The 22,846-nt window shown below is 65.1% G+C and carries 20 protein-coding genes; 11 read left to right on the top strand and 9 right to left on the bottom strand.

Annotated elements, in window-relative coordinates:
• The first annotated feature begins 30 nt into the window (after positions 1-30).
• The 3 genes from QMK22_RS04770 to QMK22_RS04780 are packed head-to-tail and all read left to right on the top strand — an operon-like array spanning position 31 to position 2,770.
• The gene (locus QMK22_RS04770) at positions 31-1,026 is read left to right on the top strand and encodes an ABC transporter substrate-binding protein (protein WP_283496492.1); all 996 of its coding nucleotides are present in this window, start codon (positions 31-33) and stop codon (positions 1,024-1,026) included.
• Between the two features lie 30 nt (positions 1,027-1,056).
• Positions 1,057-1,971, top strand: a complete 915-nt coding sequence (locus tag QMK22_RS04775; RefSeq protein ID WP_283496493.1) for an ABC transporter permease — start codon at positions 1,057-1,059, stop codon at positions 1,969-1,971.
• Between the two features lie 7 nt (positions 1,972-1,978).
• The gene (locus QMK22_RS04780; protein WP_283496494.1) at positions 1,979-2,770 is read left to right on the top strand and encodes an ABC transporter ATP-binding protein; all 792 of its coding nucleotides are present in this window, start codon (positions 1,979-1,981) and stop codon (positions 2,768-2,770) included.
• A gap of 75 nt (positions 2,771-2,845) precedes the next feature.
• Here the strand turns inward: QMK22_RS04780 and QMK22_RS04785 are convergent, their stop codons facing one another.
• The 4 genes from QMK22_RS04785 to QMK22_RS04800 form a co-directional block, all read right to left on the bottom strand.
• On the bottom strand, positions 2,846-3,637 hold the full coding sequence (locus tag QMK22_RS04785) for an alpha/beta fold hydrolase (RefSeq protein ID WP_283496495.1): 792 nt from the start codon (positions 3,635-3,637) through the stop codon (positions 2,846-2,848).
• 33 nt (positions 3,638-3,670) lie between these two features.
• Complete coding sequence (locus QMK22_RS04790) at positions 3,671-4,000, bottom strand: biotin/lipoyl-containing protein (protein WP_283496496.1); 330 nt, start codon at positions 3,998-4,000, stop codon at positions 3,671-3,673.
• Positions 3,993-4,982, bottom strand: coding sequence for an alpha-ketoacid dehydrogenase subunit beta (locus tag QMK22_RS04795; protein ID WP_502857186.1), 990 nt, complete (start codon positions 4,980-4,982; stop codon positions 3,993-3,995). The genes QMK22_RS04790 and QMK22_RS04795 overlap by 8 nt, the downstream gene beginning before the upstream one ends.
• Positions 4,983-5,049: 67 nt before the next feature.
• Positions 5,050-6,135 carry a thiamine pyrophosphate-dependent enzyme gene (locus tag QMK22_RS04800; RefSeq protein ID WP_502857071.1) on the bottom strand — a complete coding sequence of 362 codons (1,086 nt, stop codon included), beginning with the start codon at positions 6,133-6,135 and terminating at the stop codon, positions 5,050-5,052.
• A 187-nt stretch (positions 6,136-6,322) separates the two neighbouring features.
• Between QMK22_RS04800 and QMK22_RS04805 the strand changes: the two genes are divergently transcribed.
• The 8 genes from QMK22_RS04805 to QMK22_RS04840 all read left to right on the top strand — a co-directional run bounded on the left by QMK22_RS04805 (position 6,323) and on the right by QMK22_RS04840 (position 17,426).
• Positions 6,323-6,826, top strand: a complete 504-nt coding sequence (locus QMK22_RS04805) for an Lrp/AsnC family transcriptional regulator (protein WP_283496498.1) — start codon at positions 6,323-6,325, stop codon at positions 6,824-6,826.
• A gap of 44 nt (positions 6,827-6,870) precedes the next feature.
• On the top strand, positions 6,871-10,341 hold the full coding sequence (locus QMK22_RS04810) for a DEAD/DEAH box helicase (RefSeq protein ID WP_283496499.1): 3,471 nt from the start codon (positions 6,871-6,873) through the stop codon (positions 10,339-10,341).
• 253 nt (positions 10,342-10,594) lie between these two features.
• On the top strand, positions 10,595-11,902 hold the full coding sequence (locus tag QMK22_RS04815) for a glycosyltransferase 87 family protein (RefSeq protein WP_283496500.1): 1,308 nt from the start codon (positions 10,595-10,597) through the stop codon (positions 11,900-11,902).
• A gap of 173 nt (positions 11,903-12,075) precedes the next feature.
• Positions 12,076-13,260 (top strand): ABC transporter substrate-binding protein, encoded by a 1,185-nt coding sequence (locus QMK22_RS04820; RefSeq protein ID WP_283496501.1) that lies wholly within the window; start codon positions 12,076-12,078, stop codon positions 13,258-13,260.
• A gap of 2 nt (positions 13,261-13,262) precedes the next feature.
• Positions 13,263-14,135, top strand: coding sequence for a branched-chain amino acid ABC transporter permease (locus QMK22_RS04825; RefSeq protein WP_283496502.1), 873 nt, complete (start codon positions 13,263-13,265; stop codon positions 14,133-14,135).
• A gap of 4 nt (positions 14,136-14,139) precedes the next feature.
• On the top strand, positions 14,140-16,050 hold the full coding sequence (locus QMK22_RS04830; RefSeq protein ID WP_283496503.1) for a branched-chain amino acid ABC transporter ATP-binding protein/permease: 1,911 nt from the start codon (positions 14,140-14,142) through the stop codon (positions 16,048-16,050).
• Positions 16,047-16,760 (top strand): ABC transporter ATP-binding protein, encoded by a 714-nt coding sequence (locus tag QMK22_RS04835; protein WP_283496504.1) that lies wholly within the window; start codon positions 16,047-16,049, stop codon positions 16,758-16,760. Before QMK22_RS04830 ends, QMK22_RS04835 begins: the two co-directional genes overlap by 4 nt.
• Positions 16,761-16,832: 72 nt before the next feature.
• Positions 16,833-17,426 carry a histidine phosphatase family protein gene (locus QMK22_RS04840; protein WP_283496505.1) on the top strand — a complete coding sequence of 198 codons (594 nt, stop codon included), beginning with the start codon at positions 16,833-16,835 and terminating at the stop codon, positions 17,424-17,426.
• 24 nt (positions 17,427-17,450) lie between these two features.
• Here QMK22_RS04840 and QMK22_RS04845 read toward each other — a convergent pair whose 3' ends face one another.
• The 5 genes from QMK22_RS04845 to dnaK all read right to left on the bottom strand — a co-directional run bounded on the left by QMK22_RS04845 (position 17,451) and on the right by dnaK (position 22,667).
• On the bottom strand, positions 17,451-18,575 hold the full coding sequence (locus QMK22_RS04845; protein WP_283496506.1) for a class I SAM-dependent methyltransferase: 1,125 nt from the start codon (positions 18,573-18,575) through the stop codon (positions 17,451-17,453).
• 147 nt (positions 18,576-18,722) lie between these two features.
• Positions 18,723-19,139 (bottom strand): heat shock protein transcriptional repressor HspR, encoded by a 417-nt coding sequence (locus QMK22_RS04850; protein ID WP_283496507.1) that lies wholly within the window; start codon positions 19,137-19,139, stop codon positions 18,723-18,725.
• Positions 19,140-19,141: 2 nt separating this feature from the next.
• Complete coding sequence (locus QMK22_RS04855) at positions 19,142-20,143, bottom strand: DnaJ C-terminal domain-containing protein (protein ID WP_283496508.1); 1,002 nt, start codon at positions 20,141-20,143, stop codon at positions 19,142-19,144.
• On the bottom strand, positions 20,136-20,786 hold the full coding sequence (locus tag QMK22_RS04860; protein WP_283496509.1) for a nucleotide exchange factor GrpE: 651 nt from the start codon (positions 20,784-20,786) through the stop codon (positions 20,136-20,138). Before QMK22_RS04860 ends, QMK22_RS04855 begins: the two co-directional genes overlap by 8 nt.
• A gap of 9 nt (positions 20,787-20,795) precedes the next feature.
• Positions 20,796-22,667, bottom strand: coding sequence for a molecular chaperone DnaK (gene dnaK, locus QMK22_RS04865; RefSeq protein WP_283496510.1), 1,872 nt, complete (start codon positions 22,665-22,667; stop codon positions 20,796-20,798).
• Positions 22,668-22,846: the final 179 nt, after the last annotated feature.

Genomic DNA, 22,846 nt, shown 5'->3' on the forward strand with positions numbered 1-22,846 from the left:
CGTAAAGAATTCGAAGGAGAATTTTCCAGCATGAAGCACACCACGACTCTGTCCGCCCTCGCCCTGGTCGCCGCGAGCGCCCTCGCGCTGAGCGGATGCGCAGCAAACGACCAGGCCGCATCCGGTTCCGACGACATGATCACGATCGGCATCAGCCAGATCGTGCAGCACCAGGCGCTCGACGACGCCCGCGAGGGCTTCAAGAAGGCCTTCACCGACGCCGGCTACATCGAGGGCACCGACATCCGGTTCGACGAACAGAACGCGCAGGGCGAGCAAGCCACCGCGAGCACCATCGCTGCCAAATTCGCTGCGGACAAGGTCGACCTCGTGCTCGCCATAGCGACTCCCACGGCGCAGGCCGCAGCACAGACCATCATTGACATTCCCGTGCTGTTCACCGCGGTCACCGAGCCGGAAGAAGCCGGACTGGTCGAGAGCTGGGACAAGCCGGGCAGCAACATCACCGGTACCAGCGACCTCAACCCGGTGAAGGAGCAGCTCGAACTGATCAAGGAGATCCTGCCGGACGCCACGACTGTCGGCGTCATCTACAGCTCGGGCGAGGTCAACTCCGACGTGCAGGTGAAGCTGGCCAAGGAAGCCGCCAAGACTCTCGGTCTGACCATCAAGGAAGCCACCGTCACCAACTCGAGCGAGGTGGCGCAGGCCACCGAGTCGCTCGGCGACGTCGATGCCATCTACATCCCTACCGACAACCGCGTCACTGAGGGTCTCGAGGCCGTCATTCAGTACTCCGAAGCCAACCAGGTACCGCTGTTCGGCGCCGAAAACGGCCAGGTCGAGCGCGGTGCCATCGCCACCTACGGAATTAACTACACCGACCTCGGCTACCAGACCGGCCAGATGGCCCTGCGCATTCTCGAAGACGGCGAGAACCCGGCCGACATGCCCGTTGAGACCCTCGACACGATCGAATTCATCCTCAACCCGGCCGCCGCCGAGCGCATGGGAGTGACCCTCTCCGAGGATCTCATTGCCAAGGCCGACCGGATCATCGACTAGCCGCCGCTGCACAACTAAAGGAATAACCAAATGAATGCGGCTCTCGAACTCGGCCTGCTCTACGGAATCATGGCGTTGGGTGTCTATCTGACGTTTCGAATCCTCAACTTTCCCGACCTCACCGTTGACGGGAGTTTCACGACCGGGGCCGCTGTGGCCGCGTCGCTGATCATCAACGGCGTGCCCGCTCCCCTCGCCACCCTTGCCGGAGCCGCGGCGGGAGCGGTGGCCGGCCTGGTCACCGGCGTGCTCTACACCAAGGGCCGCATCGACGGCCTGCTCGCCGGCATCCTCACGATGATCGCCCTGTGGTCGATCAACCTGCGCATCATGGGCAAATCCAACCTGCCCCTGTTGCGGGAGGACACCCTGATGACCCCGCTGCGTGACGCCGGTCTGCTCGGCGGCGCCTGGAGCATCCTGATCTTCGCGGTCGCCGCCCTCATCATCAAGTTCGCCATCGACTGGTTTCTCAGCACCGACCTCGGCCTGTCGATTCAGGCCACCGGCAACAACGAACAGATGATTCGCAGTCTCGGCGTCAACACCCACCGCACGACGATTCTCACCCTCGCCATCTCGAACGGGCTCGTCGCCCTTTGCGGCGCACTCATCGCGCAATACCAGGGCTTCGCCGACGTCAGCATGGGCATCGGCCTCATTCTGGTCGGCCTCGCCTCCGTCATCGTCGGCCAGGCCGTGTTCGGGCGACGCAATATCTTTCTCGCCTCGCTCGCGGTCATCGGTGGCGCTGTCATCTATCGCCTGGTGATCTTCTTCGCTCTCGGCGCCGGCCTCAACCCGAACGACATGAAGCTCATCTCGGCTCTGCTCGTCGTTGCCGCGCTGCTGCTACCGCGGTGGGGCATTCTCAAACGCATTCCCTCACTGCGCCAGATGCGCAGCAACGCCGCCGGCAGCGCCAGCTACAGCAAAGCCAACTAGGAGACTCATGCTGCTCATCGAGAACATCACCAAGACCTTCTTCCCTGGCACCGTCAACGAACGTGTCGCCCTCAATAACGTGTCACTGCAGCTGAACACCGGAGACTTCGTCACCGTCATCGGCAGCAACGGTGCCGGAAAATCCACCCTGCTCAATATGATCAGCGGCAAGCTGCCCATCGATTCGGGCGACCTGTCGATCGACGGCAGTTCAGTGAAGCGGATGCCCGACTACGCCCGCGCCGCCTACGTCGGCCGGGTGTTTCAGGATCCGATGGCCGGCACCGCGCCCGACCTGAGCATCGAGCAAAACCTCGCCCTCGCGCTCCGACGCGGTCAGCGCCGCGGGCTGTCCTGGGGGGTCACCCACAAGCGCCGCGCATTCTTTCGCGAGGAACTCCTCTCGCTCGAACTCGGCCTCGAGAACCGGCTCAAGGCCCGCGTCGGGCTGCTGTCCGGCGGGCAGCGGCAGGCGCTCTCGCTGCTCATGGCGAGCTTCACCCAGCCGCGCATCCTGCTGCTCGACGAGCACACCGCCGCCCTCGACCCGCAGCGGGCCGAACTGGTCACGACGCTCACCGAAAGCATCGTCGCCAAGCACAACCTGACCACCCTCATGGTCACGCACAATATGGAACAGGCCCTGCGCCTGGGCAACCGGCTCGTCATGATGCACGAGGGACAGATCATTCTCGATGTCGACGCGAAGCGCAAGGCCACTATGACCGTGCCCGACCTGCTCGCGGAGTTCGCGAAGATCAAGGGTGCGTCGCTCGACGACCGGGCCCTGCTCGGTTAGTTCGATACGGCCGCAGTTCGATACGGCCGCAGTTCGTCTCCCGGGGCTGAATCTACCTGGCCCCGGGCAATGCAACTAGCGGGCGAGGAATGCGATGGCGGCCTGCTTGAAGGCGCGCGAACTCACGGCGTTCGTGTGGGTGCGGGCGGGCAGCCAGAGCATTTCGGCGTCGGCGGCGAGCGCCGCCAGGTCGGCTGTTCCGGTCGCGAGCACATCGCGATCGCCGGTGACGAACAGCATCGGCCGGGTTAGAACGGATACGCCCGGCTCGAACCGTTCCGCCTTGATCGCAGCGATCTGCCGTAACAGGGCCGGGGTGTTGGCTCCGGGCGCGAGCTGCATCAGGGTCATGAGCGATGCGGTCGACTCGTGGTCGATCGCCGTGGACTCGGTCAGAAACCGGTCGGCCGCAGCCAGGTCGAAGTCGGCGAGCGGGTCTTCGGCGCTCATGCCCCCGAGCACCGCCCGATTGATCAGGTCGGGCCGCTCGCCGGCGAGCTCCCAGACCAGGCGGGAGCCGAGTGAGTAGCCGACCAGGTCCACGCCGGAGGCAGGGTCGCCGAGCTCGTGCGGCCGGGCGCCGGCCAGCCCGAGCACCTCGAGCACGGCCGCGCGCAGCCGGCTGGGGGCGTAGGCATCCGTTTCAAGCGGTGCGGCGCTCACTCCGTGGCCGAGCAGGTCGACGGTGAGAACGCGGCGACCGGCCGCGGTGAGGTCACGCACCCAACCGGTCGCCACCCAGTTCAGGGCGGTTGACGAGGCGAAGCCGTGTACGAGCAGCACCGGTGGCAGGCCCGCGTCGACGAGGGGTTCGTGCTGCTCCCAGCACAGGGTGGAGATACGGTCGGTCGTTGTTGTTTCAGTCATGTGGTGCAGCCTTCGCGGGTCAGTCTTCGCCGGTCAGTCTTCGTCGAGAACGGCCGAGAGGCGCACGCGGCGTTTCGGAGCAGCCTCGGCCGGCACGGTGCCCACGATGCCGGCGGAATCGTCGGCGACCTGAAAAGTGATCAGCGGCCCGTCGACGAGCACGACATCGCCGGGATTGCCGTGCAGCGTGAGCACGATGCCGGCGATCGGTGAGGGCAGTTCCACCGACGACTTGGTCGTTTCGACTTCGACGAACGGCTGGTTGCGTTCGACCTGGTCACCCACGGCGACGAGCCACTCGAGCACGGTCGCTTCGAGCAGTCCCTCACCGAGGTCGGGTAGGGGAAATGAGATTTCAGCCACGGCGGTACTCCAATACTCGCTGAACTCCAAAGAGAATTCGATCAATGTTCGGGATGTATTCGTCTTCGAGATCGCCCGAGGGGTAGGGCACGTCGAAGCCGGTCACGCGCTCGACCGGCGCCCGCAGCGAGTCGAAGCAGCTCTGCGAAACGAGAGCGGCCACCTCGGCGCCGAGGCCAGCGGTGTGCGGGCCTTCGTGCACGACGATGGCGCGACGGGTGCGTGAAACGGATGCCGCCAGCCCGGCTTCGTCGATCGGCTTGAGCCAGCGCAGGTCGAGTACTTCCAGCTCGATGCCGTCTTCCGCGGCCAACTCCGCCACCTGCAGGCACCGGGAGACCATGGCGCCCCAGGCGATGAGGGTCGCATGCTTGCCCGGGCGGGCGATCACCGAACCTTCAACGGACGCGCTGTCGACAGCGCCGCCGGTCCGGTTGTCGGTCAGGTTGACGTCGGCCTTGTTCCAATAACGCGCCTTGGGCTCCATGAAGATGACCGGGTCGGGCATTGAAGCGGCGTGCTTGAGCAGGTGATAGGCCTGCTGTGGGTTTGACGGCGACACGACCTTGAGCCCTGGCACGTGCGCGAACAGCGATTCGAGGCTTTCACCGTGGTGCTCCGGAGCGCGAATACCGCCGAAACTCGGCACCCGCAGGGTGACCGGCATCGGCAGGGTGCCGCGGCTGCGATAGTTCATCCGGGCGAGCTGGGTGATGATCTGGTTCACCGCCGGGTACGCGAAGCCGTCGAACTGAATCTCGGGAATCGGATGGAAACCGGCCATGGCCAGTCCGATTGCAGTGCCGAGAATGCCCGACTCCGCCAGCGGGGTGTCGAAGACCCGGTTGGCTCCAAAGCGCTGTTGGAGCCCGTCGGTGACCCGAAAGACACCGCCGAGCAGGCCGACATCTTCACCGAAGATGAGGGCGCGGTCGTCGGCTTCCAGAATCTCGCCGAGCGCCCGGTTGATGGCCTGCTGCATCGAGAGTTGCACGAGCGGTGTCGACGCCAGCTCCCGATCAGATTCGAGGGTGTCGTTCTGCAGAGCGTTAGACATGCTCGGATTCCTCTCTCCACTGGCGCGCCTGGGCGCCGAGCGTCGGGGTCGATTCTTGAAAGACAAAGTCGAACATTTCGCTGCCGGGACGGCTCGAGAGCGCCACGACGCCGTCGCGAATCTCATCGGCCTGCTGCTGAGCCTGCGCGTCGACCTCGGCGAAGGAGGCCGCGTCGGCTACGTTGCCGGCCAACAGCATCGAACGAAACCGGCTGAGCGGGTCTTCGCCGCCGTCGATCTTCTCGTCGTCGAGGGTGCGATACCGACCGGGGTCGTCACTCGTGGAGTGCGGACCGCGGCGATACGTCATGGCTTCGACGACGACCGGGCCGAGGCCGGCTCTGGCGTGGGCAACGGCACGCTGCGTGGCCGAGAGCACGGCGAGCACGTCGTTGCCGTCGACCCGAACGGCCGGGATACCGTAGCCCGCGGCACGCGCGGCCACCGAACCGCCGGCCACCTGCTGCTCGGTGGGCACCGAAATGGCCCAGCCGTTGTTCTGCACAAAGAAGACCACCGGTGCCCGCAGAATAGCGGCGAAGTTCATGGCCTCGTGCACGTCACCCTGCGAACTCGCGCCGTCGCCGAGAAAGGCCAGGCCCACGCCCAACGCCGTTTCGGCAGCGGATGCCGCGTTCAAGGTTTGGCCGTGTGCCCACCCGACCGCGTGCAGAACGGATCCACCCACGACCGCCTGGAACGGCGCGAAGTGGGTGGCGACCGCGTCGTAGAGACCACCGTGCCAGATCGCCTTGTGGGTCGACATGTAGTCGACCATGTTCACGCCGACAGTGTAGGCCACGCCCATTTCGCGGTAGGTCGGAAAAACGAAATCTCGCGTCGTATCCACGGCGGCACCGGCACCGACCTGGGCGGCCTCCTGGCCGAGCATCGGAGCGTAGCCGGGGATGAGCCCCTGGCGTTGCCAGGCCACGGCCGCGGCGTCGAGCTGACGTACGTTCGACAGCATGCGGTACAGGTCGCGTAGCTGGGCGGGGCCGGCGGCATCCGCTTCGACGAGCGGCAAAACGGGCGGGGGCAGAGTGTCGAGCGTGGCAGCGAGTGCGCGGGGCGCCATGCTGGCTCCTTCCATTGGCGGGCGGGTCACAGCAAAGTTAGTGACTTCGCCCGGCGTTCGCCACACTGACCAATCGGAGTGCACACTCTGTGAATTTCTGTGTGTATTTTTCGTTAAACACCATACAATTAGTACACTCTCCCGGCGCGGCAATGATGCCTGACCGGCACGCACGAAAGGTCACCGCATGCACGTCGATTCCCTGGATGCCCGCCTCGTCACCCTGTTTTGCGAACGACCGAAGCTCTCGGTGCTCGAGGCATCGCGCCGACTCAAGGTGGCCAGAGCTACCGTGCAGGCCCGCCTCGACCGGCTGATGAGCCGCGGTGTGATCAAGTCCTGGGCGCCCGTGCTCAACCCGAGCGAGTTCGGTTTTCCGGTCACCGCCTATTGTTCCCTCACCGTGCGGCAGGATTCCGGCCACGCTGTCGTCGTCGCCGCCCTCGCCAGGATTCCCGAGATTCTCGAACTGCACACGGTCTCCGGCGACAGCGACATGCTCGCCCGGGTCGTCGCCCGGTCGAACGCCGATGTGCAGCGCGTGCTTGACCTGATCGTCGCCACGCAGACGATCGTGCGATCGTCGAGCGTGATCGTGCTGCAGACCCATATCGAAGCGCAGGCCCTCGCCCTGCTGCAAGCGACCGCCGCACAGCACGGTGCCAGTCAGCAAGGGGTCGAGCTCCCGTGAGACAATGAAGGTTGGTCCCTTGTCATTACGGAGCTCCCACACCTATGGCCCATTCCCTCAGCACGCACGAGATCGCCCGCATCGTCGGCAGCCAGTCGTTCTCGCGCGGTGAGCGCTACGCCCGCAACGGGCACGTCACCGAACAGTCCTGGGCCCCGTCGGGAACACACCTCACCGGTCACGTCAGCGGCACCAGCCCCGAGCCGTACACCGTGTTCGTCTCGTTCACCCTGAACGCCGCCGGCCAGGCCGTGCGGGCCAGCGGAACCTGCACCTGCCCCATGGGCAGCAACTGCAAACACGTCGCAGCCCTACTCCTGGCCAGCCGCAGCACCCCCGCCGAGTTGAACGCCGAACGCGCCGCCTCCAACGTTCGCGCGATCGGCGACCGCCGCACCCCCGTGTTCGAGTCAACCTTCGTGCCGGCCGCCTACCAACCACCGAGCGCCGTCCCCGTCGTTCCCGCCGTGCCGCCGGCACCGGCCTGGCGCGCGGCTCTGGCCCCAATCGCCAAGCCGACCGGCGGCGACGCGGCCGGCAGCACTGCCCTGGCGCTGCAATTCGACATTCTCGACCCCGCCTACAGCGCCAACCGACGCCCGGGCCCGCGCCGTCTCGGCGCACGCCCAATGGTCATGGGCAAAAAGGGCAAGTGGATCCGCGGTTCGCTCACCTGGGACAACCTGTCGTGGACCCCGGGCACCTACAATCGCGGTCACCGCAAGATCCTCAACGCTCTCTACGCCCTCTCCGCCACCGGGCAGCGCTATTACAGCTACACCGACCACTGGCTCTACCTCGAGAACTTCGAAAACAAGGCCCTCTGGGACCTACTGCACGAAGCCCAGCTGAGTGGTCTGCCACTGGTCTGCGCAACGGATCCCCAGAACCCCGTACTGCTCTCGCCCACGCCGGCCTCACTCGAGGTCGACATCCGACGTGACGACGATGGCCTGCAATTGACCCCGCTCCTCGTGCTGAACGAGCAGCTGCACCGGGGCGCCGAATTCGGCTTCATCGGCGATCCGGCACACGGCTCCTACACCTTCACGACCCCGGCCGACCCGCTCGCAACCGGCCACCAGCTCACTCTTGCCCCGCTGAACGCCCCCGTCAGCTCCGAGATTCGCGCCCTCGCCGTCACCGGCGGCTTTGACATCCCCTCCGACGATGAGGCCGCCTTCCTCGCCGACTACTACCCGTTCCTGCAGCAAAAACTAGCCCTGACCAGTCACGATGGCTCCTTCGCGCTGCCCAAAACCGCCCGGCCGCAGCTGGCGCTCACCATCACCCACCACACGGATGCCCGCATCACCCTCGCTTGGGAATGGCAGTACGTCGCGCCCACCGACCGGCAAACTGACCCGGCCGCTGCCGATGTCGACGTCGCTGCCGATGTCGACGTCGCAGCCGGCACGGACACTGCCGCCGTGCTCTACCGGCATCCGCTTCGGCCGACGCCGGGCGATACCCGATTTCGCGATCTGACCCGCGAGAGCCGCCTGTTGGGCGACGTCGAACGCGCGACCGCGTCGTTTGCGACCCTGTGGCAGGCCGCAACCCCGGTCAGTCCGGTCCGATTGCTCGAACACTCCGAGCTGAACGGTGCCGTCATGATCACCTTCCTCGGCCAGGCGGTACCGCTGCTCGAGGCTTCCGGAATCATCGTGCAGGTCTCGGCCGACGCCCCGAGCTACCGCCAAGCCGACGAAGCGCCCGTGATCAGCCTCGCCACCACCGAAAGCACCGACACCCGAGACTGGTTCGACCTCGCCGTCACGGTGACGATCGAGGGCGAAGACATCCCCTTCGACGACCTGTTTCGCGCGCTGGCCACCGACCAGGATCTGATGATCCTCGACAGCGGCACCTATTTCAGCCTCGACCGGCCCGAGCTACAGCAGTTGCGTCGCCTGATCGAAGAGGCGCGCGGCCTGCAGGAGAGCAACGCCGGCACGCTCGGTCTCAGCCGTTTTCAGGCCGACCTGTGGGATGAACTGCAGCTGCTGGGAGTGGTCGCCGAACAGGCCGCCACCTGGCGCAGCGCCGTCGAGGGGTTGTCGGAAGCCGCACCGATCGCCGAGCGACCGCTTCCGCCGGCCGTGCACGCTACCCTGCGTGCCTACCAGCAGACCGGGTTCGACTGGCTGAGTTTTCTCTACGACCACCAGCTCGGCGGCGTGCTCGCCGACGATATGGGACTCGGCAAGACCCTGCAGGCCATCGCGCTCATCGCCCACGCCCGCGACAGCCAACGGGCCGAGCCCGGCACCCCGCCCAAGCCCTTCCTCGTCGTGGCCCCCACGAGCGTGGTCTCGAACTGGGCCACCGAGTGTGCTCGCTTCGCGCCGGACCTCAGAACTGTCGCCATCACCCAGACCGCCGGCAAGCGTGGCTCGAGCCTGGAGCACGAAATGGGCCAGGCGGATGTCGTGATCACCTCCTACACGCTGTTCCGCCTCGACTTCGAGGAGTACAACGCCCACGACTGGGCGGGACTGCTGCTCGACGAAGCCCAGTTCGTGAAGAACCACCAGAGCAAGGCGCACGTCTGTGCCCGCCGCCTGCGCACCCCATTCAAGCTCGCCATCACCGGCACACCCATGGAAAACAACCTCATGGAGCTGTGGTCACTGCTCTCGATCACCGCGCCGGGCTTGTTCCCCAGCCCCAGCCGCTTCACCGATTACTACCGCAAGCCCATTGAAACGGATGCCGATGCCGACCGGCTCGCGCAGCTGCGCCGCCGCATCCGCCCGTTCATGTTGCGGCGCACCAAGGCCGAGGTGGCCAGCGACCTGCCCGAGAAGCAGGAGCAGGTGCTGGAACTCGACCTGCACCCGCGGCACCGCAAGGTCTACGACATGCACCTCGCCCGCGAGCGCCAGAAGGTGCTCGGCCTGATCGAAGACATGAACGCCAACCGGTTCGAGATCTTTCGCTCGCTCACCATGCTGCGTCAGCTCAGCCTCGACGCGAGCCTCTACGATGCGAAATACGACAGCGTGCCGTCGACCAAGCTCGATGCCCTGTTGGAACTGCTCGAAGACACCGTAGCCGAGGGCCACCGCACGCTCATCTTCAGCCAATTCACCCAGTATCTGGGCAAGGCGCGCGACCGGCTCGACGCTGCCGGCATCAGCTACTCCTACCTCGACGGCAAGACTCGCAACCGGGCCAAAGCCATCAGCGACTTCAAAGAGGGCTCGAGCTCGGTCTTTCTGATCAGCCTCAAAGCCGGCGGATTCGGCCTCAACCTCACCGAGGCCGACTACGTGATTCTGCTGGACCCGTGGTGGAACCCGGCCACCGAGGCCCAGGCCGTGGACCGCGTGCACCGCATCGGGCAGACCAAGAACGTCATGGTCTACCGCCTGGTCTCCAAGAACACCATCGAGGAGAAGGTGATGGCCCTCAAGGCCACCAAGGCTCGCCTGTTCGAAAGCGTGATGACCGACGGCGCACCGGCCGGCACCGCCCTCACCGCCGCCGACATTCGCGAACTCCTGGCCTGACCCCACCCCTCTCACCCCCCCCTCAGCCCGGCCCCCACCAGTGCCCGGGCCCGGGCCCGGAAAGTGGGCCCACGATAGATCATGGGCCCGGTTGCCGAACATGGGCCCAGAGTGTGGCGCGGATGCGAGACATCCACTCGGGCACACCACCGGGCACTCGCGACCCCCCTGCCCGAAACCGACACCGGGGATTCACCCAGCACCCCTAGACTGCACGCGACGGCCACACCTCGCACGCTGCAGAAACGGTCCCATGTCCACAATTTTCGATCGGGTTGACGCCCGTCTGGCCCGGGCACTCACCCCGAGCCGCCGGCTTGCGCTGCAACGGCCGCGCACCCTCGTACTTGGTTTTCTCGGCCTGCACGCGGTGTTTCTATTTGCCCTGCTGCCCACCATCCTCACCGGCCGGGTTCTTGGTGACCTTCCGCTGTACCGCACCTGGGCGCAACTCGGCCTGAACCACGGCGTCTGGCAGGGCATCGATGTCGTCTGGGTTTATCCGATCGGCGCGATGGCGCCCATCGCCTTCGCGGCAATCGCCGGCCCACTGCTCTACCAACTGCTCTGGTTTCTGATGACATCAGCCCTCAACGCCGTCGCGGTGGGAGCCTTGACCGATTGGGGACGCCGCCGCAGCGGTTACAAGTCAGCGTGGTACTGGCTATTCGCATCTTTTCTCCTGAGCCCGGTCGGCCTCCTGCGGCTGGAAGGAATCACGGCGCCGCTCGTCATTGTCGGGCTCGTTCTGCTCGCGCGGCGGCCGGTGGTCGCCGCCGCTGTACTCGCCCTCGCCACCTGGATCAAGGTCTGGCCGGCCGCCGTGTTCCTCGCCGTGGTCACCGTGTCACCCCGCCGGCGCACGGTAATTGCCACCGGGGCGGCCGTCTCGGCCGGGGTCGCGGCATCCGTCTGGCTTCTTGGTGGTGCACAATTTCTCACCGGATTCGTCACCGAGCAATCCGACCGTGCCCTGCAGCTCGAAGCTCCGATCACGACGCCCTGGGTGTGGCTGGCCGCGCTCGGCCACCACGGCACGGTCATCTACGAAAACTACGTGATCGCCACTCGCGAGGTGAGCGGCCCCGGCACCCACCTGGTCGCCTCCCTCATGACACCGGTCATGTTCGGCGCTATCGCCGCAATCTTCGTGCTCATGTTGATGGCACAGCGTCGGCAAGCGGATGCCGCCCAGCTGTTGCTGATCGGTTCACTCGCTCTGGTCGGCGCGTTCGTCGTCTTCAACAAGGTCGGGTCGCCGCAATACATGCTGTGGCTGGTTCCGGTGGTCGCGGTCGGTGTCGCACACGGCTGGGCGGCCTGGCGCGTGCCCGCCGTGTTGCTGCTGGCCATTTCGGGCCTGACCACATTGATCTTTCCCATTTTCTACATGTCGCTGATCGCGGGAGATCTGCCCGCACTGCTGCTACTGACCGCGCGCAATGTTCTCCTCATGGCCATGTTCGGCTGGTCGGTCGTTGTTTTGGCCAGACTCGCCCTCACACCCCAGCGGATGCCGGCCCGGCCCAGGAGTGCGCCGGCGCGCGCAACGACCGACTGAGCGTCGTCACCAACGACGGTGCCCGAGGCCCGAACCGTCACCCAGTCGTTACCATATCCGTCCCAGATTGCTTGTGACCGGGCTCGCGTGACTTGTACTGTGTCTCCAGAGGGTTTAGCTACCGACTGGTCGGTAACTAATTAATATTCCAATTCTCAAAGAGGAGATTTTCAGTGAAGCAGTCTCGAATGCGCCTTTTCGCGCCCGTAGTCATCGCGACAGCGCTGGTTCTGGCCGGATGCAGCACGTCTAATCTGGGTGGTTCCAGCGACACCGACCCGTCAGCAGATTCCGGCCCGATCAAGATCGGTGCCGTGCTCGACATCACCGGCGTTGGCGCTAGCTTGGGTGTGCCCGAACAGAACACGCTCAAGATGTTGGCCGCTCAGCTCAAAGACGAGGGCGGCATCAACGGTCGCGACGTCGAACTGATCATCCTCGACGATGAATCCACCGAGGATGGTGCGGCCAAGGCCACCGCCAAACTCATTGAAAGTGAGGGCGTTGACCTGATCATCGGCGCTTCACGCACCGGCCCCAGCCTGGCCATGCGCCCGCTGGCCGAAGCCGCCGAAATTCCGCTGATTTCCGTCGCGGCCAACGCGGCCATCGTCGATGGCGCCAAGTGGGTCTTCAAGACCACACAGAACGACGTCACGGTGCTCGAGAGCATTCTCAATGACGCCGAGAAGAAGGGGTACACCAAGCTGGCCCTCGTGCGCGACGCCACCGGGTTCGGTGAAGGCATCGCGGACTACATCACATCCCTCGGTGCCGAGCGTGGCATCACCCTCGTCACCACCGAGTCCTTCGAGCCGAGCGCGACCGACTTCACCCCGCAGATGACCAACGTGCGTGGGTCCGACGCCGATGCCGTCATCATCTGGGGTATCAACCCCGCAGCCGGCCTGGCCCAGAAGGCCTACGTTCAGCTCGGCGTGAACAAGCCGGTCTACCAGTCGCACGGCATCGCCAACCAGGCGTTCTTCGACGCGGCCGGCGACTCCGCCAACGGCGTCATTGCGGCGATGGGTCGCCTGCTCGTCACCGAGCAGCTCCCCGCCGACAACGCCCAGCGCCCGGTCATTGAGAAGTTCCAGGCCGACTACAGCGCCGCCTACGGCGAGCAGCCCTCCACCTTCGGTGGACACGCGTTCGACGCCTGGCACATCGCGGTCAACGCGATCGAAAAGGTCGGTACCGACGCGAACGCACTGCGCGATGAACTGGAGCAGGCGGAGTTCATCGGAATCTCTGGAGAATACAAGATGACCCCGGAGAACCACTCGGGCCTGGATGCATCCGCACTGATCCTCGCTGAGGCGCAGGACGGCCGCTGGATCCTCCTCAAGGACTGACTGTGCTCATCGATTTTCTGCAGCTGACGGTGGCAGGGCTTTCACAGGGATCTGTGTACGCCCTGCTCGCCGTCGGGCTGATCGCCGTCTACACCGTGCGGCAAGTCGTCAACATTGCCCAGGGCGAATTTGCCATGCTCGCGGGCATCGGCGGCGCGTGGTTGACGGCGGCCGGCATGCCGCTGATCGTGGCAATTTTTGTGGCGATCCTCTCGGTCACCCTGGTCGCCATAGCCGTCGAACGCTTGATCGTCGCCCGAGTGAAGAACCTGACCACCCTCTTCTCCATGATCGTCACCCTCAGTGTGTCGATCCTGTTGCAGGCCATCATGTTGCTGATCTGGGGGCCCGAAGCCCGAGGACTACCGCGTTTTCCCGGCGAGAATCTTCTCATCGGCGGGGTCAGCATTCGCTCGCAAGAGCTCTGGATGCTCGGCGCACTCATCGTCGTCGGCGGCGGCATCATGCTTTTCTACGAAAAGACCCGGTTCGGCAAAGCCCTGCGGGCCTGCGCTGAGCAGCCCATCGCCGCCCGAATCGTGGGGATCTCCCCCGTCATGGCCTCCGTGCTCGCCTTCGCGATCGCGGGCTTCGTCGGAGGCGTGGTGGGCGTTGTGTCCTCCCCGATCTCCCTGTCGATCTGGTCCGGCGGGCTGCTGCTCGGTCTCAAGGGCTTCGTAGCCGCGATCCTCGGCGGGTTCTCCTCCTTCCGCGCGGCCATCGTCGGCGCGCTGCTGCTCGGTGTCATCGAGGCCTACGTCGCCGGTTACGTCGCTTCCGGGCTGCGCGACGGCGTCGCGTTCCTCATCCTCATCCTTGTGCTCACGTTCCGAACACAGGGCCTCGTTCTCAAGCCCACAGCCGTCAGGGTGTAACGCAATGACAGACTCCACAGCACCGACATTCGTCGGCAATCTCACCCCCCGAAAGCGATTCTGGGCGACCAACCGCGGCACCCTGATCGGGTGCGCCATCCTCATCGTCGTCGCGATCATCATTCCGTTCACCGCGAGCGCGTCGATGATGAACGTGGCCGTGTTCGCGATGATCTTCGCCTTGCCCGCCATCGGGCTGAGCCTGCTGATGGGTTTGGCCGGGCAGGTGAGCCTGGGCCAGGCCGCATTTTTCGGGATCGGCGCCTATACGCACGCCATTCTGCTGACCAAGTATGACGTTCCCGGGCCGATCGCGGCCACGATCGGCGTCCTCGCCGCCATGTTGGTGGCGCTGCTGGTGGGCCTGCCGCTCATGCGTCTGCGCGGCCACTACCTGGCCCTCGCGACGCTGGGGCTCGGCTTCATCGTCATGATCACGGCCCGGGAATGGGACTTCACCGGACGCACCACGGGAATCTACGGCATCGCCCGACCGGAGGTGTTCGGGATTCCGATCACCAACAACGGACTGTTCTTCTGGTTCGTGACGCCGTTCGTTGTGCTCGGCATCATCTTGGCGCTCAATTTGACGCACAGCCGCGCCGGTCGCGCACTGTCGGCGGTCAACGATTCCGAGGTGGCTGCCGAAAGCCTCGGGGTCAGCACCTATGCCCTGCGCCTGAAGGTACTGGTACTTTCCGCCGGATTCGCCGGTCTCGGCGGCGTGTTTTACGCCTACCAGGTCGCGATCGTGAGTCCGCAGATCGCGGGCTTCCAGGTGTCTGTCGAGTTCTTGCTCATGGTCGTGATCGGCGGTCTCGGCTCGGTCTGGGGCGCCCTGGCCGGAGCGTTCCTGATCGAATTCCTCGGTGAAGGAATGAGCGAGCTCATTCCGGCCCTCATCCCGGGCGCCACCGGTGAGGTGCAACTGCTCGGCTACGGCATCGTGCTCGTTCTAGTGATTCTGCTCCTGCCGGGTGGGCTGGTACAGGCCACCACTGCGCTCTGGCGCTGGGTCAAGTCCAAGGTGCCCGGTAAAGCCGCGGTCGGCATGACCGAGGTCGACGATGCTGCGGTTGTCGCGCTGCCCCGGATCAGTGCCCCGCTGGCTCCCGGCGAGCCGATCCTGCAAGTCTCCGGACTCACCATGCGCTACGGCGGCGTCGTCGCCCTGGACGCCGTGAACCTCACGGTTCCGGCCGGAACCATCCTCGGACTCATCGGTCCCAACGGCGCTGGCAAGACGACCTGTTTCAACATCATCTCTGGCACGCTGGCACCCACCTCCGGCACCGTCACGTTCCTGGGTCGCACCATCTCCGGCCGCAAACCGCACGTCGCGGCGAGCCACGGGCTGACCCGCACGTTCCAGAACCTGCAGATCTTCAGCTCGACCGACGTCGTCGGAAACGTCTACATGGGCCGGTACCGCCAGGGCCGAGCCGGGATCCTGCGCGGCATGCTGGGTTTGCAAGCACACGAACAGCGGTCGAACCGGGGCGTCGCGCACGACATCCTGCAATCGATGAACCTGACCGATGTCGCGCACGAGGAGGCCGGGTCCCTCCCGTTCGGTCGCCAGCGCATGATGGAAGTATGCCGCGCTCTGGCCGCCGAGCCGGCGCTGCTTCTCCTGGACGAACCGATGGCAGGGCTCTCCGGTGCCGAGCGCGACGTGCTGGCCGAGCTGCTGCGTCGCCTGCGTGATGCCGGGCTGACCATTTTGCTCGTCGAACACGACGTGGCGCAGGTCATGTCGCTGGCCGATCATGTTGCGGTACTCGACGACGGGGTACTCATCGCCCACGGCGAACCCGAAGTCGTACGCAACGATCCGGCGGTGATCGCTGCCTACCTCGGCACCGACGTTGACGAGGTCGAAACCGAATTGACCGATCTGGAAGGACACGTATGACGCTCCTGGTTTCCGGGCTCAACGCCGGTTACGGCCAGCTCGGGGTATTACACGACGTATCGATCGAGGTAGCTCGCGGCGAGATTCTCGCGGTCGTCGGCTCCAACGGAGCGGGAAAGACCACCCTGCTGCGCGCCATCAGCGGGCTGATCAAGCCCACGGGCGGTTCGGTCACACTCGAGGGCCGCTCGATCGGCGGTAAGCCGACCGAGAAAATGGCGGGATTCGGACTGACCCTGGTGCCGGAGAACCGTCTGTGTTTTCCGACCCTGTCGGTGCGGGACAACCTCATGCTCGGCGCTTGGACCAAGAAGGGGCGCGGCGATGTCGACGCCGTGCTTGACCTGTTTCCACGACTGAAGACCCGGATGGCCCAGGCAGCCGGAACACTCTCCGGTGGGGAGCAGCAAATGGTCGCCATCGGGCGAGGCCTGATGGCCGACCCCACGGCGATCATGCTCGACGAGCCGTCGATCGGACTAGCCCCGAAGGTGGTCTCCGAAATCATGGAGGTGCTGGCGCGCCTGTGCAGTGAGAAGCAGCTCGCCGTACTGCTGGTAGAACAGAATGTGCGCGCCTCCTTCAAGATCGCCCACCGCGCAACCGTGCTGCACCGCGGCCGCGTTGCGCTCTCCGGCACACCAGCCGAACTCATCGAACTGCCCGAGGTCCGGGCGGCCTACCTCGGCGGGGGCACTGCTGCGGCCTGATCCCATCCGGCAGGCGCTATCCGGGCGGGCGCTGAGGTCGCCACACACAGGCGGCCAAGGCACAATAGACGGGTGACCACGACGACCTTCGCCCTCATTCGCCACGGCCAGACCGATTGGAACGCCGCGGCGCGCATCCAGGGCGCCACCGACATCCCGCTCAACGACGTGGGACGGGGCCAGGCAGCGGATGCCGTCGCCCCGCTGTCGAGCTACGACTGGGACTTCATCGTCTCGTCACCGCTGTCTCGTGCCGCCGAGACCGCCGACCTGATCGGCGCTCAGCTCAGGCTCGACGCCGCCCGACGCATTCCGGGTCTGATCGAGCGCGACTACGGGCCCGCCGAGGGTCTCAGCGCCGGAGCCGAGCTCGAGGCCCTGCGGTTTCCCGGCGGCTTTTTCGGTGCCGAAACCGAGGAGGCCGTGGCCGCGCGCGGTATTGCGGCCCTGGGTGACTTGGCCCGTGAGCATCCCGGAGCCCGCATTATCGTGGTCGCGCACGGTACGCTCATCCGGCTCTGCCTGGCCCACGCTCTTGACCTGCACATCGGCAGCATCAGTAACGCCACACTCAACCTCGTGCACCACCACCACGTGCACACCGATGGTGTGACACGGTGGCAGCTCGACGTGCTGAACGGCGACCCGGTCGCGCAGTCCGTCTAACGCCCCACGCCGGGCCGACGAAGCCTAACGGCCGGTCGAGACCGTCACGGTGAACTTGGTGTTGCGCCCGACCTGGCGGGTCGATCCCACGATGCGGGTGAGCATCGGACGGTAGCCGAGGTGCGTGTTCCATACCGTCCACAGCTCGCCACCGGGTGCGAGTACCCGGGCAGCGTCGATGAACAGCTTCTCCGCCAGGCCGGCATGCACGGAGGCCCCGATATGAAACGGCGGGTTGAGCAAAATCAGGTCGGCCGAGTCATCCGCCTGGCCAGCCAGGCCGTCGGCGCGCAGCACGGTGACGCGATCAGCGAGCGCATTGGCATCGACGGTCGCGCGAGCGGATGCGACCGCCACGGCCGACTGATCCGTCGCCAGCACCTGAAGCAGGGGACGCTGCGCGGCCAGGGCCACGGCGAGTACGCCGGTGCCACAGCCCAGGTCGATGGCACGCTCGGCGTCAGGCTTCATGCGGTCGAGTACCTCGAGTAGCGCGCGCGTGCCGATATCGATGCTGGTGCCGGCGAACACTCCGCCGTGACCGCGCACGTTGAGGTCATAGTCATCATGGTGCTCGCTGTGCGGCCAGTCGGTCGTCGACGTGGCCAACGGCGAGGAGGCAATCAGCACGCGAGACTTCTGGCGCGCTGGTCGCACGTTGAGGGCGCCGAAATGACGGCGCAGCACCTCGTTCATGCTCACGGTCATGTGCTTGATCCGTCCGCCGGCGAAAACGATCACATCGGCGGCCGCGTACCGGGCAATGGCACCGGCAATCTCATCGAGCGCATCCAGGCTTTTCGGCAGCTGCAGCAGCACCACATGGGCGTCTTTGAGCAGCTCTTCTCCGAGCGGAAGCGAGCGGTACGCGTCGGTCAGGTTGACACCGGAGGCGTTGCTGTCGAGCGCGTATTCGCCCGAGAGCGCATCCTGGTAGACCCGAATGCCACGGGCATTGTGCAGGGCGGCGGCGCCGAGGGTAAGAGCGCCGTAGCGGTCCTCCAACACGACAACGCCACCAGCGCGGTAGGCGGCGAGCGCACCCGCGGCCTCATCGAGAATGAGGCGGTCACTCGCGTCGACGGCGAACAGGTTCTCCGCCTCAATGTCGGGGCGACGGCGCAAGCGGTCGAAATCGAATTCGTTCACGTTCGTGGCGGAACCTTTCAACTGCGTGTTCGCTGTGGTGCTGGAATTCCGCGGCGCGGACTGGTCAAACGCGTCCGATTCGGACATGGTTCCCCCTGAAGGTGGTACTGGTGCAACCAGTTCGTGCTGTGAAACAAAAACCTGGAGCTAACTATGGTCTCGCTGCCGCCAGATGACAATCTGGTTGCTGCGCTTGGTGCGAGTGCCCGCCTTCATTGAAATAACATCGCCGGCCGAGCCCGCCGCGAAAACGCGGCGGCCCGGACGGTTCAGTAGTTCGTCGGCGAGCGTCGATTCCAACTCGCGCAGGCGATTTTCGAGCCCGCGCACGTGATCCTCGAGTTCGAGGATACGACGGATGCCTTCCAGACTCACACCTTCCGAGCCGAGTTCCGCAATTTCACGGAGCTTTGCCACGTCGAGCATGGAGTACCGACGGCTCTTGCCGGGGGTGCGTTCCGGGCTGACGAGGCCCAGGCGATCATATTGGCGCAGGGTTTGCGGGTGCATTCCCGCAAGCTCAGCAGCCGTGGAAATCACGAACACCCGGGTGGTCTCGTCCATCGTCAGCCCCTCGCCCGCGCGATCAGTTCATCACGCGGGTTTTCTTTGGGTAGCGCCTCGGCGAACGCAGCGAGTTTCTCCTCCGCGTCTTTCGAGAGATGCGATGGCACCGCAACCTGCACAATAGCGAGCAGGTCGCCCGTGCCCTTCGCGGTCGTAACGCCGCGACCCTTGACTCGCAGAACGCGGCCACCGGGAGTGCCTGGGGCAACGCGCAGTTTCACCGGGGTGCCGCCGAGGGTGGGCACTTCGATCGTCGCGCCGAGGGTTGCTTCCACGAAAGTCACCGGCACGGTGACGCGCAGGTTGAGCCCGTCACGTTCAAACACCGGGTGCTTGCGCACGGTGATTGTCAGCACGATGTCGCCAGACTCTCCGCCGTCCGGGCTGGACTGCCCCTTGCCGCGCAGGCGAATCTTCTGCCCGTCGGCGACTCCGGCCGGAATCTTGACCTTGATCGGTCGGCCCTCCTGCGTTTGCAGGCTGATCTGGTCGCCGTGGGTGGCCGTGATGAAATCGATAGTCGTCGACGCGATCACGTCGCGGCCACGGGTGGGAGCGCCCGACCCGCGGTAACCACCGGTGGGGTTACCGAAGCCGGCTCCGCCGCCTCCGCGGCCGAACATGCCGCCGAGGATATCGTCGAAGCCACCCTGCTCGAAGGTGTAGCTCTGCTGGCGGCCTCCGCCACCGCCGAACATGCCTCCGAAGGCGTCCTCGAATCCACCGCTTTGGGCTCGGCCGCCGGGCGCGGCAAACCGCGCCCCGCTGCCCATGGCCCGAACGGCGTCATATTCCTTGCGTTGGGCCGCATCGTTCAGCACCGAATGCGCCTCGCTGAGTTCCTTGAACTTCGCCTCGGCGGCGGGGTTCCCCGGATTGGAATCCGGGTGGTACTTGCGGGCGAGCTTGCGGTACGCCTTCTTCAACTCGGCCGGCGTGACATCTTTCGATACCCCGAGAACCTTGTAGAAGTCCTTGTCGAACCAGTCCTGGCTAGCCATCGCTCGGTACCTGAACGACGACCTTGGCCGCGCGCAACAGCGTGGAACCGAGGTAGTACCCCGTCTCCGCGACATCGCCGACGGTTTCGGTGTCGACGGCCGCATTCGGCTGCTGGAAGATGGCCTCGTGCATGGTTGGATCGAAGAGGTCACCGACCTCGCCGAACGAGGTCAGGCCCATCCGCTCAACGCTGGCACGCAGTTTGGCGGCGATCGTCGCGAATGCCGAGTCGGGCACGAGATCACCGTGCTTCTCAGCACGGTAGATGTCGTCGAGCACCGGAATCAGTGCCTTGACGATATCTCCGGTCACGCGCTCTTTCTCGATGGCCCGGTTGGCTTCGGTGCGCCGACGATAGTTGGCGTATTCCGCGGTCACCCGCTTGAGGTCGGCGAGGTGTTCGCTCGACGGTTCAGCAGCTTCGCGCTCCGCCGCGTCCAGGATGTCCTGAACGGTCAGTTCGTCTTCTTCGATGCCGTCGGCCGAGTCCACAGCGTCCGAGTCAGCGCCGTCCGAGTCAGCGCCGCCCGACTCAGCAGCGCCCGCCGCATCGGCAGGCGCCGCCGCGCCCGCCGCGGCGGTGCCGTCATCGGGCACCCCCGCAGCGGATGCGTCGTTGTCTGGATGTTTCTTGTCTGCCATAGTTGCGGCCTACTTCTTGTCGTCTTCGTCGTCGTCAACAACCTCGGCGTCGACAACGTCTTCGTCCTTGTTCTCGTCGGCGGGAGCCTCGTCGGTGCCGGCCTCGTCAGCGCCGGCTGCGGCATCCGCCTGGCTGGACTTGTAGATGGCTTCGCCGATTTTGCCCTGGCTTTCGTTGAGCTTGTCGAACGCGGTCTTCACCGCGTCGTCGTCGTCGCCGGCCAGAGCGGACTTGAGAGCGTCGACGTCGGCCTGAACCTCGGTCTTGACATCCTCGGGCAGCTTGTCGTCGTTGTCCTTGATCATCTTTTCGATCGAGTAGGCGAGCTGCTCGGCCGTGTTGCGGGTCTCGGCAACTTCGCGCATGCGCTTGTCTTCAGCGGCGTGCTCTTCACCCTCGCGCACCATGCGCTCGATGTCTTCCTTCGCGAGCGAGGATCCGCCCGTGATGGTCATCGACTGCTCGGTTCCGGTGCCCTTGTCCTTGGCGGACACGTGCACGATGCCGTTGGCGTCGATGTCGAAGGTGACCTCAACCTGAGGAATTCCGCGCGGTGCCGGTGCGATACCGGTGAGCTCGAAGGTTCCGAGGTTCTTGTTGTCGCGGGTGAATTCGCGCTCGCCCTGGAACACCTGAATCGCCACGGAAGGCTGGTTGTCGTCAGCCGTGGTGAAGGTTTCGCTGCGCTTGGTCGGGATAGCAGTGTTGCGCTCGATCAGGCGGGTCATGATGCCGCCCTTGGTCTCGATGCCGAGGCTCAGCGGGGTGACGTCGATGAGCAGAACGTCCTTGCGCTCGCCCTTCAGCACGCCGGCCTGGAGCGCGGCGCCGACAGCGACGACCTCGTCCGGGTTGACGCCCTTGTTCGGGTCCTTTCCGCCGGTCTCGCTCTTGACGAGCTCGTAGACGGCGGGCATGCGGGTGGAACCACCAACGAGAACGACGTGGGCGATATCACTGACCTTGACTCCGGCCTCACGGATGACGTCCTGGAAGGGCTTCTTGGTGCGGTCGAGCAGGTCTTCGGTCATCTTCTCGAACTGGGCGCGGGTGAGCGTCTCGTCGAGGTTGGCCGGGCCGTTTTCGGTCAGCGACAGGTACGGCAGCTGAATGCTCGTCGACATGCTCGACGACAGTTCCTTCTTGGCCTGCTCAGCGGCTTCTTTGAGGCGCTGCTTGGCGATCTTGTCCTTGGACACGTCAACGCCGGTGGTCTCCTTGAAGCGCTTGATCAGGTGATCAACGACGCGCTGGTCCCAGTCGTCGCCGCCGAGGCGGTTGTCGCCGGCGGTCGAGCGCACCTGGATGGTGGAGAAATCGTCGTCCTTGCCCACTTCGAGCAGCGATACGTCGAAGGTTCCGCCTCCAAGGTCGAAGACCAGGATGAGCTCGTCTTCTTTGCCCTTGTCGAGGCCGTAAGCCAACGCCGCGGCGGTGGGCTCGTTGATGATGCGCAGCACGTTGAGTCCGGCGATCTCACCGGCCTCCTTGGTGGCCTGACGCTCGGCGTCGTTGAAGTACGCGGGCACGGTCACGACAGCGTCGGTGACCTTTTCGCCCAGGTACTGCTCGGCATCGCGCTTGAGCTTGGCGAGAATACGCGCCGAAATCTCCTGCGGGGTGTACTTCTTGTCGTCGATTGCGACGTTCCAGTCGGTGCCCATGTGGCGCTTGACGCTGGAAATGGTGCGGTCGACGTTGGTGACGTTCTGACGCTTGGCGGTTTCTCCAACGAGAACCTCGCCGTCTTTGGTGAACGCGACCACCGAGGGGGTGGTGCGCAAGCCTTCAGCGTTGGCGATGACGGTGGGTTCTCCACCTTCGAGCACGGCCACCACAGAGTTGGTGGTTCCGAGGTCAATACCTACTGCACGAGCCATGTGGGTTGTTCTCCTTCAATCATGTGCGAAACGAACTACAAAGTAATCTCAAGACTTGAGCCTCGATGACTCAAGTCTCTCAGACCTGCTCAGTCGGTGTCAATTTCTACAGCTGAAAGTTGAGTGTGAGTGACTCAACTTTGAACCCGGGCCGAGTTGTTTGCTCGCTGGCAGTACTC

Source organism: Cryobacterium sp. PH29-G1 (assembly GCF_030063365.1).
Taxonomy (GTDB): domain Bacteria; phylum Actinomycetota; class Actinomycetes; order Actinomycetales; family Microbacteriaceae; genus Cryobacterium.

Bases quoted from the DNA above. Each gene is read 5' to 3' on its own strand.
- QMK22_RS04780 (WP_283496494.1), top strand. From the start codon at position 1,979: ATGCTGCTCATCGAGAACATCACCAAGACCTTCTTCCCTGGCACCGTC.
- QMK22_RS04830 (WP_283496503.1), top strand. From the start codon at position 14,140: ATGACAGACTCCACAGCACCGACATTCGTCGGCAATCTCACCCCCCGA.
- QMK22_RS04805 (WP_283496498.1), top strand. From the start codon at position 6,323: ATGCACGTCGATTCCCTGGATGCCCGCCTCGTCACCCTGTTTTGCGAA.
- QMK22_RS04810 (WP_283496499.1), top strand. From the start codon at position 6,871: ATGGCCCATTCCCTCAGCACGCACGAGATCGCCCGCATCGTCGGCAGC.
- QMK22_RS04770 (WP_283496492.1), top strand. From the start codon at position 31: ATGAAGCACACCACGACTCTGTCCGCCCTCGCCCTGGTCGCCGCGAGC.
- QMK22_RS04800 (WP_502857071.1), bottom strand. From the start codon at position 6,135: ATGGCGCCCCGCGCACTCGCTGCCACGCTCGACACTCTGCCCCCGCCC.
- QMK22_RS04785 (WP_283496495.1), bottom strand. From the start codon at position 3,637: ATGACTGAAACAACAACGACCGACCGTATCTCCACCCTGTGCTGGGAG.
- QMK22_RS04795 (WP_502857186.1), bottom strand. From the start codon at position 4,982: ATGCAGCAGGCCATCAACCGGGCGCTCGGCGAGATTCTGGAAGCCGAC.
- QMK22_RS04775 (WP_283496493.1), top strand. From the start codon at position 1,057: ATGAATGCGGCTCTCGAACTCGGCCTGCTCTACGGAATCATGGCGTTG.
- QMK22_RS04850 (WP_283496507.1), bottom strand. From the start codon at position 19,139: ATGGACGAGACCACCCGGGTGTTCGTGATTTCCACGGCTGCTGAGCTT.
- QMK22_RS04815 (WP_283496500.1), top strand. From the start codon at position 10,595: ATGTCCACAATTTTCGATCGGGTTGACGCCCGTCTGGCCCGGGCACTC.
- QMK22_RS04835 (WP_283496504.1), top strand. From the start codon at position 16,047: ATGACGCTCCTGGTTTCCGGGCTCAACGCCGGTTACGGCCAGCTCGGG.
- dnaK (WP_283496510.1), bottom strand. From the start codon at position 22,667: ATGGCTCGTGCAGTAGGTATTGACCTCGGAACCACCAACTCTGTGGTG.
- QMK22_RS04860 (WP_283496509.1), bottom strand. From the start codon at position 20,786: ATGGCAGACAAGAAACATCCAGACAACGACGCATCCGCTGCGGGGGTG.
- QMK22_RS04855 (WP_283496508.1), bottom strand. From the start codon at position 20,143: ATGGCTAGCCAGGACTGGTTCGACAAGGACTTCTACAAGGTTCTCGGG.